The organism is Anaerobacillus arseniciselenatis, assembly GCF_001865995.1.
Classification (GTDB): Bacteria; Bacillota; Bacilli; order Bacillales; family Anaerobacillaceae; genus Anaerobacillus; species Anaerobacillus arseniciselenatis.
This window is the reverse complement of record NZ_MLQQ01000001.1, coordinates 299,692-316,820: the sequence shown is the minus strand read 5'-3', so window position 1 is coordinate 316,820 and position 17,129 is coordinate 299,692. Positions and strand designations below refer to the sequence as shown.

The 17,129-nt window shown below is 36.9% G+C and carries 20 protein-coding genes; 14 read left to right on the top strand and 6 right to left on the bottom strand.

Annotation, left to right across the window (positions count from 1 at the left end; all coding sequences use genetic code 11):
- The first annotated feature begins 93 nt into the window (after positions 1-93).
- The 3 genes from BKP35_RS01615 to BKP35_RS01605 are packed head-to-tail and all read left to right on the top strand — an operon-like array spanning position 94 to position 1,182.
- On the top strand, positions 94-330 hold the full coding sequence (locus tag BKP35_RS01615) for a spore coat associated protein CotJA (protein WP_071311641.1): 237 nt from the start codon (positions 94-96) through the stop codon (positions 328-330).
- Positions 330-593: a spore coat protein CotJB gene (locus tag BKP35_RS01610; RefSeq protein WP_071311640.1), complete on the top strand. Its 264-nt coding sequence runs from the start codon at positions 330-332 to the stop codon at positions 591-593. The genes BKP35_RS01615 and BKP35_RS01610 overlap by 1 nt, the downstream gene beginning before the upstream one ends.
- A gap of 19 nt (positions 594-612) precedes the next feature.
- Entirely contained in the window at positions 613-1,182 is a 570-nt protein-coding gene (locus BKP35_RS01605) for a manganese catalase family protein (protein WP_071311639.1), read from the top strand.
- 113 nt (positions 1,183-1,295) lie between these two features.
- Here the strand turns inward: BKP35_RS01605 and BKP35_RS01600 are convergent, their stop codons facing one another.
- The 4 genes from BKP35_RS01600 to BKP35_RS01585 form a co-directional block, all read right to left on the bottom strand.
- A complete protein-coding gene (locus tag BKP35_RS01600) occupies positions 1,296-1,766 on the bottom strand; it encodes a carbonic anhydrase (RefSeq protein ID WP_071311638.1) in 471 nt (156 codons plus the stop codon).
- Between the two features lie 248 nt (positions 1,767-2,014).
- Positions 2,015-3,034, bottom strand: coding sequence for a sodium-dependent bicarbonate transport family permease (locus tag BKP35_RS01595; RefSeq protein WP_071311637.1), 1,020 nt, complete (start codon positions 3,032-3,034; stop codon positions 2,015-2,017).
- 342 nt (positions 3,035-3,376) lie between these two features.
- Positions 3,377-3,754, bottom strand: a complete 378-nt coding sequence (locus BKP35_RS01590; RefSeq protein ID WP_071311636.1) for a Na-translocating system protein MpsC family protein — start codon at positions 3,752-3,754, stop codon at positions 3,377-3,379.
- Between the two features lie 455 nt (positions 3,755-4,209).
- Entirely contained in the window at positions 4,210-5,394 is a 1,185-nt protein-coding gene (locus BKP35_RS01585) for a class I SAM-dependent rRNA methyltransferase (protein ID WP_071311635.1), read from the bottom strand.
- Between the two features lie 181 nt (positions 5,395-5,575).
- Here BKP35_RS01585 and BKP35_RS01580 point away from each other — a divergent pair, with 181 nt between their 5' ends.
- From BKP35_RS01580 to BKP35_RS01565, 4 genes are all read left to right on the top strand, one after another.
- Positions 5,576-5,776: a DUF6501 family protein gene (locus BKP35_RS01580; protein ID WP_071311634.1), complete on the top strand. Its 201-nt coding sequence runs from the start codon at positions 5,576-5,578 to the stop codon at positions 5,774-5,776.
- Between the two features lie 110 nt (positions 5,777-5,886).
- Complete coding sequence (locus BKP35_RS01575; RefSeq protein WP_169819115.1) at positions 5,887-6,567, top strand: oxidoreductase; 681 nt, start codon at positions 5,887-5,889, stop codon at positions 6,565-6,567.
- Positions 6,568-6,986: 419 nt separating this feature from the next.
- A complete protein-coding gene (locus tag BKP35_RS01570) occupies positions 6,987-7,688 on the top strand; it encodes an ABC transporter ATP-binding protein (RefSeq protein ID WP_071311633.1) in 702 nt (233 codons plus the stop codon).
- Positions 7,675-8,991: an ABC transporter permease gene (locus BKP35_RS01565; RefSeq protein WP_071311632.1), complete on the top strand. Its 1,317-nt coding sequence runs from the start codon at positions 7,675-7,677 to the stop codon at positions 8,989-8,991. The genes BKP35_RS01570 and BKP35_RS01565 overlap by 14 nt, the downstream gene beginning before the upstream one ends.
- Before the next feature lie 336 nt (positions 8,992-9,327).
- Here the strand turns inward: BKP35_RS01565 and BKP35_RS01560 are convergent, their stop codons facing one another.
- The gene (locus BKP35_RS01560; RefSeq protein ID WP_071311631.1) at positions 9,328-9,555 is read right to left on the bottom strand and encodes a DNA alkylation repair protein; all 228 of its coding nucleotides are present in this window, start codon (positions 9,553-9,555) and stop codon (positions 9,328-9,330) included.
- 223 nt (positions 9,556-9,778) lie between these two features.
- Here BKP35_RS01560 and BKP35_RS01555 point away from each other — a divergent pair, with 223 nt between their 5' ends.
- Positions 9,779-9,991, top strand: a complete 213-nt coding sequence (locus BKP35_RS01555; protein ID WP_071311630.1) for a tautomerase family protein — start codon at positions 9,779-9,781, stop codon at positions 9,989-9,991.
- A gap of 324 nt (positions 9,992-10,315) precedes the next feature.
- On the opposite strand, the gene BKP35_RS01550 is transcribed toward BKP35_RS01555, so the two are convergent.
- Entirely contained in the window at positions 10,316-10,894 is a 579-nt protein-coding gene (locus BKP35_RS01550; RefSeq protein WP_245741827.1) for a histidine phosphatase family protein, read from the bottom strand.
- A gap of 378 nt (positions 10,895-11,272) precedes the next feature.
- Between BKP35_RS01550 and BKP35_RS01545 the strand changes: the two genes are divergently transcribed.
- The 6 genes from BKP35_RS01545 (at position 11,273) to BKP35_RS01520 (ending at position 17,104) form a co-directional block, all read left to right on the top strand.
- Complete coding sequence (locus tag BKP35_RS01545; protein ID WP_071311629.1) at positions 11,273-13,750, top strand: U32 family peptidase; 2,478 nt, start codon at positions 11,273-11,275, stop codon at positions 13,748-13,750.
- Positions 13,751-14,032: 282 nt separating this feature from the next.
- Entirely contained in the window at positions 14,033-14,344 is a 312-nt protein-coding gene (locus BKP35_RS01540) for a hypothetical protein (protein ID WP_071311628.1), read from the top strand.
- A gap of 240 nt (positions 14,345-14,584) precedes the next feature.
- On the top strand, positions 14,585-15,043 hold the full coding sequence (locus tag BKP35_RS01535) for a spore coat protein (RefSeq protein ID WP_071311627.1): 459 nt from the start codon (positions 14,585-14,587) through the stop codon (positions 15,041-15,043).
- 141 nt (positions 15,044-15,184) lie between these two features.
- Complete coding sequence (locus BKP35_RS01530) at positions 15,185-15,421, top strand: hypothetical protein (protein WP_071311626.1); 237 nt, start codon at positions 15,185-15,187, stop codon at positions 15,419-15,421.
- Between the two features lie 248 nt (positions 15,422-15,669).
- Positions 15,670-16,464 carry a S1C family serine protease gene (locus tag BKP35_RS01525; protein WP_071311625.1) on the top strand — a complete coding sequence of 265 codons (795 nt, stop codon included), beginning with the start codon at positions 15,670-15,672 and terminating at the stop codon, positions 16,462-16,464.
- A gap of 298 nt (positions 16,465-16,762) precedes the next feature.
- Positions 16,763-17,104 (top strand): hypothetical protein, encoded by a 342-nt coding sequence (locus BKP35_RS01520; protein WP_071311624.1) that lies wholly within the window; start codon positions 16,763-16,765, stop codon positions 17,102-17,104.
- Positions 17,105-17,129: the final 25 nt, after the last annotated feature.

Genomic DNA, 17,129 nt, shown 5'->3' with positions numbered 1-17,129 from the left:
TTTTTGGGGGACGCCTTTTTTGGTACTATTTCCGCATTTTCATCATATGATTTAATGGTGTAAAAAAAAATGGGTAAAGGGAGGAACGACTTCATGCAAAATTTCACACCGAGAAAATTTTATCACCCTTACGTAAGTCCATTTGATCCTTGTCCACCGATGACCGTTAAGTCATATGAAACACCACCTCATTTATATATGACTTTCCAGCCGTATGGACTACCACAGTTTTCGCCACAAGAAGCACTTTGTGCGGGAACGCTTTGGCCTGCGTTGTATGATCCATATTATAGCCCCTATAAAAAACACGAAAGGCAGGATGATCAATGATGCATAAACAACTGCCGAAGGAATTTTATCCGTTAATGCAAGAGCTTCAAGCGGTCGACTTTGTCCTATTAGAACTTACGCTATATTTAGATACACATCCGAATGATCAAGAGGCAATCCAACAATTCAATCAGTGTGTTCAAGTTAGTAAACAGTTAAAACAGCAAGTTGAGCAAATTTATGGACCACTTCAGCAGTACGGAAATAGCTTCAGTGGCTACCCTTGGAATTGGAACGACGGACCGTGGCCATGGCAAATATAGCGGAGGAGGGCTAATCTAAATGTGGATTTATGAAAAAAAGTTACAATATCCAGTTAAAGTAAGTCAATGTAATCCGATGCTTGCGAAATTTTTAGTTGAGCAATACGGGGGTGCAGATGGTGAGCTAGCTGCAGCTCTTCGTTACTTAAATCAACGATACACAATACCTGATAAAGTAATTGGGTTATTAACAGATATCGGTACAGAAGAGTTCGCTCATTTAGAAATGATCGCTACGATGATATACAAACTAACGAAAGATGCGACACCAGAGCAGATGAAACAGGCTGGTCTTGGTGACCATTATGCCGTTCACGATAAAGCATTACATTATCATGATGCTTCAGGTGTGCCGTGGACGGCAGCTTATATTCAAGCTAAAGGTGATCCAATCGCTGACCTTTATGAAGATATAGCCGCTGAAGAAAAAGCGAGAGCAACGTACCAATGGTTAATTGACATGTCTGACGATCCAGATATTAATGATAGCTTACGCTTCTTAAGAGAACGTGAAATCGTTCATTCTTTGCGCTTTAGAGAAGCCGTTGAAATATTGAAGGAAGAACAAGGAAAGAAACAGTTTTATTGATATAGAATAAATGTTGGGGCATCAGGACCTTACGAGTAAAAATAGTGTTGAGCTATATTTAAGGGGCTGCCCCCATAAGTGTCAGACACTTATGGGGCAGTCCCTTAAACTTTTTATACGAGCTTAAACTCACCGTTTTCCTCCAAAAGTAAACCTTTAAAGTTAAGTTTCTTTGGTAGAAACGGGTGTGTTTTTAACATATCGAGGTTTTTACTCAAAGTTTTCTCGACAGAGTTTACCGCTAACCAATCATGTAAAGTGTTTTTGCTAAACTGATCTAAATAGTCAAAAATCTCGAACTTCTCCTTTTCTATTCCTTCGCTCTCTAACCATTCACGGACGTCAGACTCATTTATTTCAATTTGTTCGACTTTAGAGACTACGATATAAATGTCACTAACGTACTCTTTGTAGGCAGAAACTAATATCGATTTAACGACGCTTCCGAAAGGCTGTAAGTCAGTTTGGATATTGCTTTGGATAGTAATCACTTCTTCTCGAGTTGTACTTAAATAGTTTAAAGCACGGTCTTTTAATTGCACATCACCACAAACATAAACTAAAGTTTTATTCATTGTTTTCATTTGTTTTCATCCCCTTATAAAATAGTAATTTATTGAATTCGAAAAGCTGTCTAGCTCCAAGACACACACTTCACTGAAATTGCTACAGAGCAAGTTTTGCGACGAGTAATCGCAGGAGCAGTGCCTAGCTTCTATCGAGCGTTTCGGTCCATCAAGGTTTGCCTATTCATGAAGGGAAATCAAAGAGGAGGCAAAACGTTGATGGCCCTCCAACGCTTGTCGAAGCTACCAAGGCGCTCAGGCTTTTCTTAAAATAACCAAGTTGCAATTGAATAGTAGAGTGGAATACCAATCGTTAAGTTTAATGGAAAGGTAATTCCTAATGCTAAACCTAAATAAATCGATGGATCTGCCTCTGGAACCGATGTTTTCAAAGCTGCAGGAGCCGCAATATAAGAGGCACTCGCTGCTAAAACTCCCATCAATGTCGCGCCACCTAAAGATAATCCTACAAGAGCTCCAACGAAAATTCCTAACACACCGTATAGTAATGGCATTATTGTTGCAAATAATAAAAGCTTTATACCATGACGGCGAACTACTGCTAGGCGTTTGCCGGCCATTAAGCCCATGTTAAGTAAAAATAAAATGAGCACACTTTGATATAAATCTATAAAAAGAGGTTCAATCAACGGTAACCCATTAGTACCTACAATAAGTCCGACTAGTAAACTACCAACGAGTAAAAGAATACTTTTACCGAAAAAGCTTTCTTTTAAGACCTCTTTATTAATATTAGCAAGCGGACTATTGGCTATAATTCCGACGTTTCTCGAAGACATCGTTGGCATGTGCTCCGAATCTTTCATTTGCATTAAACCAAATATTAGTAACGCCACTAATATTCCTGGAATTTCCATTAATACGACCATAGCATTCATAAAGCTTTCATAAGGAACTGTTAGATTTTCCAAAAATGAAATTGCGGCGCCATAGGTGACAATACTTACTGAACCATAAGTTGCAGCCAAGCCAACGGCGTTATTTAAATCCATCTTCATAAAATGTCGAAGAATATAAATCGTAATGATAGGGATAAGGGAACCTAAAAATAGTGTACCGACAATTGGCATTGAAACAGTTGCAAGAGTGTAATTTGAAAGTTCAATACCCCCTTTTAAACCGATAGCTACAAGTAAATAAATACTTAATGCTTCTCCGAACCCTTTAGGGAAATGAAAGTCCGTACTTACGATTGCAGCAATTATTCCTAGAACGAAGAAAAGCACAGCAGGTGAAAGTAAATTTTGCAAAACCATGTCTAGCATTTATAAAGACCTCCTTTACTTTTACATACAAAGCAGTCATGACGGCATTCCGTCACTATCTACTATGGAAAAGGCGGATGATTTCCCTCTCTTCGCTGTGACCTTCTAATGAATCTCAGAGGCTCGTTCACGAAATCATCCACCTTTTTTTCATACAAAACCCTCATGACGGCATGCCTGCCACCACCATCTAACATGAAAGTAGGGCGAGGGTCCTAACCAACGAACCACAAACCAACTAACCAACAGTTTGCTAATCAAAGAAAAAAGGCCAACGTAGATTGAGAAATCAACGTTGGCCTCTGGTGTACTCACTAAAGTTAGTGCTTACTACAGCAACCTTTATTCATTTAATTGTTTTTCTAAATTTTCTTTTAAGATAAAGACAATAATACGTTCAGCATTTCTAGTACTAATATCAGTATGAAAACTATCGACAGTGACGCCAGTTGCGGTAAGGATAATCTCTCTTAAATGATGATTTCCGGCTTCAATTAAGTCAGCGCGATTTTTTTTTATTGAAATCATTCCTGCTTCCGTTTTCGCAAGCTCTTTTTCAGCAGGAGTTAAAATACCTTTCAAGTGAACAATAACCATGTTTCTTAAAATGTCCGTTTTCACTTGGAGAGGGCCTCTACCTAGAAATTCTTTTTCCCACTTCGTAATAGCTTTACTTATATCCGCTTCTAATTGTCCTTTTTTTTGTAATGTAGTTTCCAAGATGTTACCTCCTTATGTTCAAAAAAGCGCACAAAGTAATTTAGTTTTCTCGTTTTACACAATAAGAATTAGTAACTTACATGGTAACTTATTTCGATAGGTAAAAATAAAAGTATATTCCTCTAAGTCTTTAACATATAAAGACGGAATATACCGGTTACTTTAAATCTATGCAAGTTATGAATTAGATTTTCCTTTTACCACTGTCATTTTATAACATTGATCTAAGGCTAATCTATGTGTTCTGTGCATGTATTTATTACTCGGTAAAATTTATTTAAGTTGATTATAAGGAAGAAAATTTGTACTGTCAATCATTTAATTTTGAAAATTTAAAATGATATTAAGATAATAGTGTTATTATGAAGGAAAAGTATTAATTGACCGGGGAAAGAACAAACGCCCTCCCACGGTCAAAGGATGAGTAGTACAAGGGTACAAAGGTGACCGCTCAATTATTTACGAGAAGTCACTTCATAAATGGCAAACTTTAAATAGTTGCCTTCATCGACCCCGAGTATTTCTGGATGATCATACCCTGCACCACTCCAGTGAATTTTTCTTAAAACTTTATGGGCGTCAAAAGCTGCGTCTTGAACCATTTCGCTAAACATATGAGGGTCAACGTGATAAGAACAACTGGCAGTAACGAAGTAACCACCTTCTTTTACTAGCTTTAAACCATTTAAGTTAACATCTTTATATCCTCGATATGCTTTTTTCACAGCGTGCCTCGATTTAGCGAAGGCTGGTGGGTCAACAATAACGACGTCCCATTGTTTTCCTTGTTGAACAGCGTCTCTTAAATAATCAAATGCATTGGCAACAACAAAATCAATATTTTCATTAAACTCATTAAGTGCAGCATTTCGTTTCGCCGTTTCGATGGCGTGCTCAGAAATATCAACCGCCGTAACGTGTTGAGCGCCGTAAAGGTAAGCATTTAACATAAACGAACCTGTATGTGTAAAACAATCTAAAACAGTAGAGTCATTTGTAATTAAAGGTTTAATAGCAGCACGGTTTTCGCGTTGATCAAAGAAAAAGCCTGTCTTTTGGCCATCTTCAATATCAACGATGTACTTAACTCCATTTTCCTCAATTTCAATTTCAGTTGGAGACTCTCCGTACCAGAAGCCTTTTTCTTGCTCTAACCCTTCTAATTCACGAACGTAAACATCGTTTCTTAAGTAAATCGCTTGAGGTTTAAAAACTTCAAGGAGCCCTTTTAAAATCCAGTCTTTACGAACTTCCATCCCTAATGAAACGATTTGTACGACAAGAACATCTTCATATTTATCAACGACAAGGCCAGGTAAAAAATCAGCCTCTCCATAAATCGCCCGGCAAGAACGAACACCTGGTATAAAGCGCTCCCGATGTTGCCATGCTTTTTCAATTTTGCGAATAAAAAATTGTTGATTAATTTCTTCATCATTGTGAGTTAAAATTCGCACAATCATTTGTGATTGTGGATTTATGTACCCTTTTCCTAAAAAATGATTTTGATGATTGAAAACATCAACAATGTCACCGGCCTCATATTCACCTTTGATTTTGGCCACTTCACTTTGATAAACCCAAGGGTGACCTTGTTCTAAACGTTTCCTGCGCTGTTTGTTTAAAATAACTTTCGTCACATTCTCAACTCCGTTTTTTCTTAGTATAGCCTTATCATCATACAGAAATTAGCTTTTATACGCAATGGATAGGTAGATGGTTAGTGGACTGTTGGTTTGTTGGTAAGCCAAAATCGCTTGTAGACAAGTTTTTCTATATGGTATAGTAAATGAATAATTATATCCACGTAGGAGTGATACGATGCTACATAACAAATGGCAAACAAGCCCGACAGTTAAAACGGTGAAATGTGTACATACAAATGCAGAAAAATATAAAGTGAATACCGCATTAACAGCTGGCAAAATGTACGAAGTAAAGAATGAAACCGAAGAATTTATTTTTGTGATTGATAACACTGGAAAAGTCGGCGGTTATTACAAAGATTATTTCGAGTTGTAAACACGTAACGTTACGGTTCCTTAATGAAGGGGCTATCCTAGAACAAAGTGTCAGAGACACTTATGGGACAGCTCCTTTCTATGATTCTAAAAGAGGAAGGTGAAGTGTTTTTGTCAAAAACCGCATTAATTATCGGTGCAACAGGTCTTGTCGGTGGACATTTACTTGAGCTATTAATAAAATGTGAAAATTATAATAAAATAGTTTTGCTTTCAAGACGCCCTTTACCTCTCGCAGATGAAAAGGTGCAGCAACATATTGTAGACTTTGATCAGTTAGATCAGTATCAACTTCTTTTTAATGATGTTGATGATGTTTTTTGTACGTTAGGAACAACAATGAAAAAAGCGAAAACAAAAGAACAGTTTGTTAAAATTGATTTTGAATATCCATTAAAGGTGGCCAAATTAGCAAAGCAAAATGGTGTTCAGCAATTTTTTATTGTTACAGCGATGGGAGCAAACCAACATTCACGCTTTTTTTATAATCAAGTAAAAGGGAATGTTGAGGCAGCTATTAGAGAAGTCGATCTTCCAGCACTTTTTATTATTCGTCCTTCACTTATATTAGGCGAGCGAAACGAACAGCGTTTTGGAGAAGATCTCGGGCAAAAAATCACAAAAGCTTTCCCATTTTTATTTAAAGGATTATTGAAAAAATACCAACCGAATCGTGCGCAAGATGTTGCAAAAGCAATGATTAACTTGGCATTAAAAGATGACGTCGGTACGTTTGTTGTTGATTCTTCACTTATAGAAAAACATAAAAAAAATCATAACGCTTATGAATAATAGCGCATATAAAGAAACTCTATCTGGAGCTTAAATAACCAGGTAGAGTTTTTTGTTTTTATAGAAGGTTATTTTCGTGAATTCGTGAACATTTTTGCTTATTAGAGTTCTTTTTTGAAACCGCTATTTTCGTATTAATTATTGCTTTTCAAATTAACCATTATCCCAAGTGATTTCTAGAGTTGGCATCTTTTCGTTTTTTCTGTAACAACAATAATTCCATGAAAACAAGTCATTTACCAACCTAATTTATAATAAAAGCAACAATCTTTACGAAAAGAGCCTTTGAAAAAGAGCCTTTTAAAAATAGTTGTTGACATTGATAAGCAGAATGGATAAGATAATCGTGTATTATGTGTACTATATAAAATAATACAGTTCATACATCTGAACTGAAATGAAACGAAGGAGAAGGAGATATGATCAAAGTAGAGAATTTAAATCACTCTTTTTTTGTCGGTAAGAAAAATCAAGAAAAAGAAATTCGAGTGTTAAAAAACGTTTCCCTACAAATTAACAAAGGTGAAATCGCTACAGTTGTAGGTCGTAGTGGATCTGGTAAATCTACGTTACTAAATATTATTTCAGGATATTTATCGGCAACTTCCGGTAATATCGCTTTAAATGAACATGATGTGACAAACTACACTGAGAAGAAATGGGCCCAATTTCGCCTCGAGCATTTAGGGTTTATTTTTCAAAGTTTTCAACTCATACCGAGTATCACAACTTTTGAAAATGTTGAGTTACCACTTACGCTCAAAGGAGTCGCACCTAAAAAGAGAGAGAAAATAGTACAGGAAATGCTTGAACAAGTTGGATTGCAAGAGCATGCAAACCATTACCCAAATGAATTATCTGGGGGACAACAGCAAAGAGTTAGTATTGCTCGAGCACTTATCACAAATCCATCGATTATTTTAGCGGATGAACCAACGGGAAGTTTGGATTCAGAAACCGAAAGAGAAATTCTGGAATTAATCAGAAAGCTCAATAAAGAAAAGGGGATTACATTTTTTATTATTACTCATGATGATTATGTTGCAGCGATTTCCGATAAAACTTACGAACTCCATGACGGTGTTTTAAAAGAGGGGAGTGTTTTTCATGCGACTAAGTGATCAAATGAAATTTGTCCGAAGAAATATGAAGAAAAATAGACTAAGAGTTTTTATGACCATTTTGGCTACGACGATGGGGTGTGCTTTTTTAATTGTGTTAGCGTCTGTAGGCTTTGGTGTTCATAAAAGTATCGTTGAAGAAATGACACAATATCAGATTTTGACTGAAATTCGCGTGAATGGTAAAGATGTCAATAATCGTTATGAGCCCATCGCTGAAGATGATATAGAAAAACTCAAATCAATAGAAGAAGTGAGTGCAGTAGTAAGTAGAGTAAATCTATGGGGAGAAATCGTAGCTGAATACGATGAACGAAAAGCTAATGTTTCGATTATCCTAACTGATATGAAAGAAGAGCTAAAGGCAAAATTTGAGCTAGCTGAAGGAAGGGTTCCAGAAAAAGAATCAGAAATTATTGTTGGCTATCATTTTGCAAAAAATTTATTAACTGAAGGAGAACAGGTCGAAAGACAAAGTTTCTATGAAACTGGTGAAGGCGAACTTCCAAGGGGTTATGTCGGTAATCTTATCGACGAAACAGTAACGGTCGTGATTGCAAAGCAAGAGGGGGAAGAAGTTTTTACAGAAGAGTTTGAGTTTACTATTGCAGGGATTGGTCGAGAACCCTCTCGTGATTGGATAGAAGACTCCAATCTATATATTGGTTATGAATATGAAGAACAAATGATTTCGGCAGTTTATCCAGAAGAAGTATTAGCTGAAAGACAGGGACAACCATATAGCGAAGTATTTGTTTATGCTCCAAGTGTCAATGAGATCGAAGCAATTTCAAACCAATTAAAAGAAGAGGGCTATTATGTTTATTCGATTTCTGATGAATTAGAGGGACTCAATTTATTTTTTACGGCCTTAAAAGCGGGGTTAATATTTGTCGGAACGGTGACCGTTTTAATAGCTTCTATTGGAATTTTTAATACGATGACAATGGCGGTTACAGAACGAACTCAAGATATCGGTATTATGAAAGCAATTGGTGGAGATCCTTCGGTGATCCGACAAATGTTCTTAATGGAATCAGCGTATATTGGCATATTAGGTTCGATCATCGGTGTTGCGTTTTCTTACGCAATAAGTTGGCTAGCGAACTTAGTTATTCCTCTAGTATTAGAAGCCGTAACAGACAGCCGTGGACCAATTGAGTTTACATTCTCATACATTCCGCTAAGTCTAGTTTTAATCTCCGTTTCTATTAGTATTGGTGTTGCTATCTTATCGGGTTTAAGACCAGCGGTTAAAGCGACTAATATAAATGTGTTATCAGCGTTAAGAAGGGAAATTTAGTATGCGTCAAGCAATATTAGAATTGTAAATTAAAGATTAAGAAGAGGTGTCCTAAAAGTGTCTAACACCACTCGTAATTACTTTATATAGACAAAAAGGCTTTGAAGTATATCTATATTAGGTGAGAAACGGTGTCTGACACTTGTTTTGGGCTACCCTCTTCTTATTTTATGTGAAAAAGTTCATCATAGCCACTGCGATATAGTTCTTGTGCAATCATATTATAGCTGGAACTGTTCGGATGAAGTCGAAGCTTACCAAGGCTCTTGCGCTTTTCTTAAAATATATCTACTCATCTAAGTAGGATTTTTAACATCAGTAGCGAATTATTATTTATTAAGGAAGTAGTGCTGCTTTAATAAAGCGATTTTCATCTTCCACAAGACCACAGCTCGCACATTGCACTCGCTTATCAGGACCACTATATTTCAAGTGATATGGTTCAAGGTTATCAAGAGGTAAATAAGTTCCGGTATTTGCATCAAGCTTCACTGATGTAATCACTTGATCAATGATATTGAAACGACTGCGAGCTTTACATGATGGACAACGATAAGTCGTCATATAGTAATACTCCTTTCAATTAGGAATTTCTTTTAGTATTTCTAACAAACCCAACATTATACAATAAGTCTTGTTGTGTTATTTTACAGAATTTCATACAAATCTCTCTTGACGACTTACCACTAGCTAGCATCTAACATGTAAAAGTCCTGGAGTGGCGCAACCTAACCAACTGACCACAAACCAACAAACCAACAATCCAAATCTCAAGGAGGAATTAATAATGCCATACGTAAACATTAAAGTGACGAGAGAAAACGGACAAGGAATAACAGTAGATGAGAAGAAGCAATTAATTGAAGGGACAACAAATCTGTTGCAAGATGTTTTAGGGAAAAATCCCGCGACAACGGTCGTTGTAATTGATGAAGTAGAAACGGACAATTGGGGGATAGCTGGACAAACTGTAACAGAGAGAAGGAAGGTAGGTAATTAGCTAATAAGTATGATTACCTCTTAAATGGAACATTTTATTTAATGGAACGGCCAATGTGGTAAACTCTTAAGGACAAGAGAGGCCTTATTTGTGAACAAAATAGTATTTTAAGAGAGTAGACGGACATCAGGTTCCTTATTTGCATAAATGAACGCCTAATTTAGCTGATTTTCATGAAATAAGTTCTCTAGTGTCCGTTTGCGTCAAAATTTGTTTCGAAACGATCAAATAAGGTTCGCTGTGTCCGTTAAGTGGGATATTAACAAAGCCGTTATTGAAATGCCCCTTGTTTTTTGGTCATTGAAGGTTCTTGATCTTTTCCTGTTAATTATCTAAGTTTGAGAGGGTTGGTAAAGAGAGACGCGCTATAATTTCATACCCGTTTCCCTGTCCAAAAGGTCTCACAATGACAGTTCCCATGTTTGGGATCCGACCAAAGCCGACACCTCTAGGTAAACTATGCCCGATAATAACCGTATTTCGGCCTGGTGATGGCTGAGTTTCTAATACTGCATCAAGTTGATTTAATATACTAGCCTGTTCCCATGCATTTAGAGTGCCACTCAACCGATAAGTTTCAACCAAAAAGGGGTCAATTTGAAAGTTTTGTTCACCAAAAGCAAGCTGAGCTGTTTCAATATTCCGGCAAAAGGGGCTAGTAATCACCGGATAGTTCACTGGTATATTTAAGCGACGTAGTTCTTCTCCATAGGTAAAGGCTTGTGACCTTCCACGATCGGAAAGATTTCTTTGCGTAGCACAATCATAAAAGCTAAGGTTGGGTAAGTCTCTGCCTATCGTAGCTTCCGCATGTCTAGCAAAGAGAATGTATCCACCTTCCCGTAATGAGTTAAGAAACATGCGCTCCTGTTGAGAGTTATCTAAATTTCTACTGGTTACCAATTTAATTTCTCCTCTGTATTTCAAGTTCTAGGCAATAACACATTGTTAATGTATGTAAGAAACACTTGAAATGTCACAAGACAGGAGCTTTAAACTAACTAGTCACTATTTAGTCTCATATTAATATTTTATAAATTAATATTTTATAAATTTCCACTTGTTTTTTTAATAAGTTTTAATGAATTGGCTTGTTGACTATTGATACCCCTAAGGCCTTTTTTCTTCGTCACATTCTACTATTAAGACGACTTCAGTAAATGGAGTCGGAACTTTGTTTCGTATACACATATTGATACAGAAAACTTCCAATGCAAAAAGAGTATAAATAGATTACAATAGGTAAGGTTGTTGATAGAGATTACGGAAGGGTTGAGGAGATTGAAACGAATTACAAAAGATACGATCGAATTATTAGCACCAGTTGGAAATTGGGATTGTCTTCGTGCAGCCGTTGCCAACGGAGCAGATGCTATTTATTTCGGGGTTGATAAATATAATGCACGTGTTCGTGCGAAAAATTTTCAAATGGACGAATTGCCAGAAATTATGGTTTATTTACACAAGTACAACGTCAGAGGTTATGTGACGTTTAATATTTTAATTTTTGAGCAGGAACTAGAAGAAGCGCGTCAACTAGTAAATGCGTGTATTGATTCCGGTGTTGATGCATTAATTGTTCAAGACCTCGGTTTGGTTGAGTTGATCCGTGAAATTTCACCTGACTTTCCGATTCACGGATCAACACAAATGACGGTTACTTCAGCAGAAGCGGTAGATTTCTTAAAGCCATATGACATTGAAGTAGTTGTTTTAGGGCGTGAAAATAATTTGAAACAAATTAAGACGATTTCAGATAAATCTCAGCTTCCGATTGAAGTGTTTGTTCACGGCGCACTTTGTGTGTCTTATTCAGGGCAATGTTTAACATCTGAGATGTGGGGCGGACGTTCGGCCAATCGCGGGGAATGTGCGCAAGCATGTAGGTTGCCGTACGACTTAATCGTTGATGGTGAGCGAAAAGAAATGGGAAATATCGCTTATGTACTTTCTCCGAAAGATCTAGCAGCAATTGAACTTGTTCCGGAATTAATCGAAGCAGGTGTATCTTCATTAAAAATCGAAGGACGTATGAAATCACCGGAATACGTAGCGAATGTCGTTAGTAAATACCGTAAAGCGATTGATGAGTATATAGCTGGTCGAGATTTTTCACCATCTGAGGAAGAAATGAGAGAGCTCGAGCAAAGTTTTAGTCGCGGCTTTACGTACGGGTTTTTAAAAGGAACGAATCATAAAACACTTTTGGATGGAACGTTTCCGAAAAGTCGAGGTGTCTATTTAGGAACCGTAAAAAAAGTATTGAAAGATGCAATTTTATGCCAAATTGAAGCTCCGTTAAAAAGGGGAGACGGGATTGTTGTGGACGCTGGGCGCCCTGATCAAAAAGAAGAAGGCGGACGTGTTTATGACATCCGAAAAAAAGGCAAAAAAATTGACGGTGAAGCGCGTGATGGCCTAATCGAAATTGTTCCAGGGCGTCATGATGTGAACTTAACAAAGGTTCGTGTCGGCGATAAACTTTGGAAAACGAGTGACCAACAATTAGAACGTCGCTTGCAAAAAACATTTGAAACAGAGCAAGCGTATCGCGCTTTTCCTTTAAAAGTTAAAGTGACTGGAAAGGCTGGTAAGCCACTCGTTACGCAATGGATCGATGAAGAAGCAGAAATTAATGTGACAGTCGAATCGAGTGTATTATTAGAAGAAGCGCTGAAGCGACCGTTAACTGTTGACTTTTTAGGAGAACAATTCGGACGTTTAGGTGGAACAATTTTTGAACTTGCAGAGATTGAACTTCTTGTGAGTGGTGATGTCATCGTCCCAGTGAAAGTATTAAACAAAATGCGTCGTGAAGCTGTTGAACAATTACTTAGTAAACGTCAAGAGCGTCAAGTATACGAAAAAAATAGTAAAGAAAAAGCGGTTGTTAAGCGCGAGTCGAATAAAGAACCAGCAAAGTTAATTTCACTTTGTCGATCTATGGAGCAAATCGAAGCATCGTGCCAAACTGACGTAGACTATATTTATGCAGACTTTGAGTTTACGAAAGATTATCCAGCGGCCGTTGAGGTTGCACAAGGTTATGGTAAACTAATTGCGCTTGCTACTCCGAGAATTCATATGCCTGGTGAGCAAGGGGTTTTAAATGGAATTTTAAGAGCTAATCCTAATGCGATTTTAGTTCGAAATTTAGGGGCGTTGCAGTATTTTCTTGATAAAAATGTAGAAGTACCGTTAATTGGTGACTTCTCGTTAAATGTTGCCAACCATAAGGCGGTTAATATGTTTTTAAATCGAGGCTTAGCTCGTGTAACACCTTCGTACGATTTAAACATTGAGCAAATGGTTGATCTATTAGAGGCAGCTCCTACAAATGAAATGGAAGTCGTTATTCATCAGCATTTACCAATGTACCATACCGAACATTGTGTATATTGTACGTTTTTAAGTGAAGGAACAGACTACACAAACTGTGGTCGTCCTTGTGAAGAGCACCGTATCTCTCTAGAGGACCGTGTTGGATTTTCACATCCTGTTCGTGTTGATGTTGGGTGCCGAAATACAGTTTTTAATGCGATTGACCAATCTGGAGCTGAATACATCAATGATTTTAAAGACTTAGGCGTCGCATACTATCGTGTCGAGTTTTTAGAGGAAGATGGGCGCAAAGTGAAAGAAGTGTTGGGTTTATACCGTGAAGCATTACTAGGTAAAAGAAATGGTACCAGCGTTTGGAAAGCATTAAAATCGACGAATCAATTAGGTGTCACAAGAGGTCAATTGGTTAAAAAATAGGTAATGTGGGGGAGCTGTTCGTAGGCTCTCTTTTTTGGGGGAGTTGGTTAGTAGTTAGTTGGTTTGTTGGTTAGGTTCTCGTCCGACCTTCATGTTAGATGGTGGTGCGTTAATTACGCCATAGGGGTTTGTATGGAAAAGGGAGTGGTTTTCGTAAACGAGGCCTTCGATCGGGACAAATGTCTTTTTATAGTGTTTGGCACCCAAATTTTACACTCTTATCCTCTTTTTTCATAGACTAATATTGCCTTGTACGTATATTAAATGAAGGGGAGTTTTAACATGAGTGAATTAGAAAATCAACAAAAGGTAATGGAACTAGTTGTCGATAAAGTGTTAAGAAAACACGGGGTGCTTGAGAACAAACCTGATCTTTCTGAGGAAGAAAAAGAAAAAATTGCTGATATTGTTCAGCATATAAAAAACGACGTTGAGAATTTTTTAGAAAATAGTCAAGTTGCTAAAACGGAACTTGATTTTCCAGAGGGAAACCTCTCGGAAGAGGTTGAGGAGACTGAAAGGGTAGTTAAAAACAAATCAGTATTTACAAGTGCAAATGACCTTAAATCCGTAAAAACATTTTTTAATAAGTAACCTGGTTGAGCCTCGATTTTAGGGGCTTTTTTTTAATAGTTGGTTTGTTGGCTAGGTGGTTAGTTGGTCAGAAAATTGCTCGATTTTCACATAAAAGAAGGAGGTGTATCGTCATTAGGGGTTTGTATAATAAAATAAGCCGATCAAAAATGTACGTATGTAGGAGGGGTAATGTCCATTCGTATGGCAAATAGCTGACATATAGTAAAGTGTACCGAATTATAAAAGGAGGAAAAAATCATGAACCAAGAAGTATTTCGTTCAAGTGATAATCAATCAAATTGGTCAGCGTTAGATGGAAGGCCACATCCTTTCTGCCCACCGAAAAATGATGATACGCAAGGAGCAGAACAAGTAAATAAAACATTGCAACTTTCTGAAGAATATATTTTTATTAAAGACTCTTGTGATGTAACCGTCACGACGACAGATACGAAAGCAGCTTTATCGTTGCAAGCATCATTACAAGCGATCATTGCGATAATTATTTCGATATCGATTGCGGATAGTTCTAGAGCAGAAAAGATCACACAAGATTTATTGCAAACAGCAAAAGTAAAACAAGTCACTTATCAAAAGACAGTGATTGAAAACTCTAGAAATGTAGATGTAGCAACAACGGATACTCAAGTAGCTGTAAATATTCAAGTGTTACTACAGTTATTATTAGCGTTGATTGTTAAGTTAGACATCTTATAAAAATTAGACTCTTTTTTTATAGGAGTAATGGCTCATACCATTGATAACCAGACATGAAAATTAAAGTTTTGAGAACTCTAATATTTGTAGGTGGAATGGCTTTTTTTCCATTTACAAATAAACTAAAATGGGGGCTCCATAATGAACTGGTTATTTACTTCATTCCGTACAGGTCGAAGAATGCAACAACTTTTAGGCATGGTCGGGTTAAGGCAACGTCGTAACAATAACCGCAGTTTAATGTTATCTATCGTTGGATTAGGTCTTGGGGCTGCTGCTGTTACAATGATGAGGGGTCGTGATATGAATATGAATAATATGATGGAACCTGTCAAAGAAGCAGTAGGAGACATGGACTTTCGCAATCCAATCGGATAACTAAAAGGAGTTCCGAGGGGCTGATTTGATCAGCCTCTTTTTACGTCTATTGTTTTTACAACTTAATGAATATCATAATTCTATAATTTCGCCATCAAATAACTATATGTAGTTGCGTAAAACCACTCGTAACTACATATAGATTGATATAGTTCAATGTTATTATGAAAATCACATAAAAGAATTAGGCGTGAAACTGAAAATGAGTTATAATTATCCTAAATACATTAGGCTTTTGGAGGGGGAAGATGAAAGACCATAAAGACGAATTAGATGAAGAACTAATAGATCCCGATTGGGAACCTTCGCCAGAAGACTTTTTACCCGATAAAAATGAAGAAGACGAAGACGAGCAAATTGAAAAAAAGAAAAAGAAAAATTGGGTAAAAATTATTTCGATTGTTATAGCGGTAATGCTCGTTTTTCAAGTAGTTGGAGTATTTTTAAGTACATATAGTATTGATGCACTTCGTTTTTTACAAACATCATACCGCCTGTCACAACAAGCCGATATTCAAGTTTACAAAGAAGCAGTCGTAACGGTGCAAGGAGAACGTTCAAGGGGTACTGGGTTTGCTATTTCAGATGACGGATTAATTGTAACGAATCATCATGTGATTGAAGGTCAAAACCAATTGATGGTTGGCTTTTATAAAGGAGAACTGTTTGAAGGAGAAGTCATTAGTAGCTATCCGGAAATTGACATTGCCTTTTTAAAGGTTGACGGAGAAAATTTACCGAAACTTCCGTTAAGTCAAAGTGATGCGACGAAGGATGAAGCGATATATGTTATCGGAAATCCGCTATCATTTACGCAAATTGCTAATGAAGGTGCAATACTTGATACGAGTGATCTGACCATTATTTCAGCTCCAATATACCGTGGGAATAGTGGTAGTCCTGTGATAAATATGGATGGAGAAGTTGTTGCAGTCGTTTTTGCAAAACGCCGTACGAATCAATATGATACGAGATCGGTTGGTCTTGCAATACCGATTGAAACAGTAAAAGAGCATTTGCCAGACAGAGCGAACGAGAATTAAATGTTTCCAAAATAAAACCCTGCAGTTGATGTTCGCTATCGACTAGCAGGGTTTTATTTTTCGGCAAGTGTTGACAACATCTTTTGTTCAAAAATAATTTATAAGGTGGCACGTGAGAGAATTTCATAATTACCAAAAAAGAGTCACATCAAACAATATAGTTGCAGAGTGTTTCGGTGCAACTTTATATTGATCTTAATGACGAAAATAATGAATTATGAAATTCATTAAAGTAAATGTGTTATAAAACTTATTTTTAAATCATAAGTGATAGGTAAAAGAGAAAAGGAGGGAGCGGATGATGAAATATAAAATTCCATTTTTTTCAAGTGGGAATAAAACTAGGATGAGTACGGCTACGGTAATTGACCAAGAAGAAAAAATGTTAGATGACGGTCGAATGATCAAAATTCAAAAGTGGAAGGAATCGAATTATATTTTTATTACTTATTTTTTTTCGATGGAAGAATTAGAAGAAAAATCAAAAGAAGAACTATATAATTACTTAGTTGCTAAAGGGGTAATGATCAATCAACCTTATTCTAAAGGGAGAGTAACTTGTCAAAAATTTTTGGACGAAAATAAACAGCAGTGTTGGGGGCTAACGGTCATTGCAGATAGAGCGGAAGTTGAAAATTAAAGAAAAGAGCAGTCCTAGTAAGTGC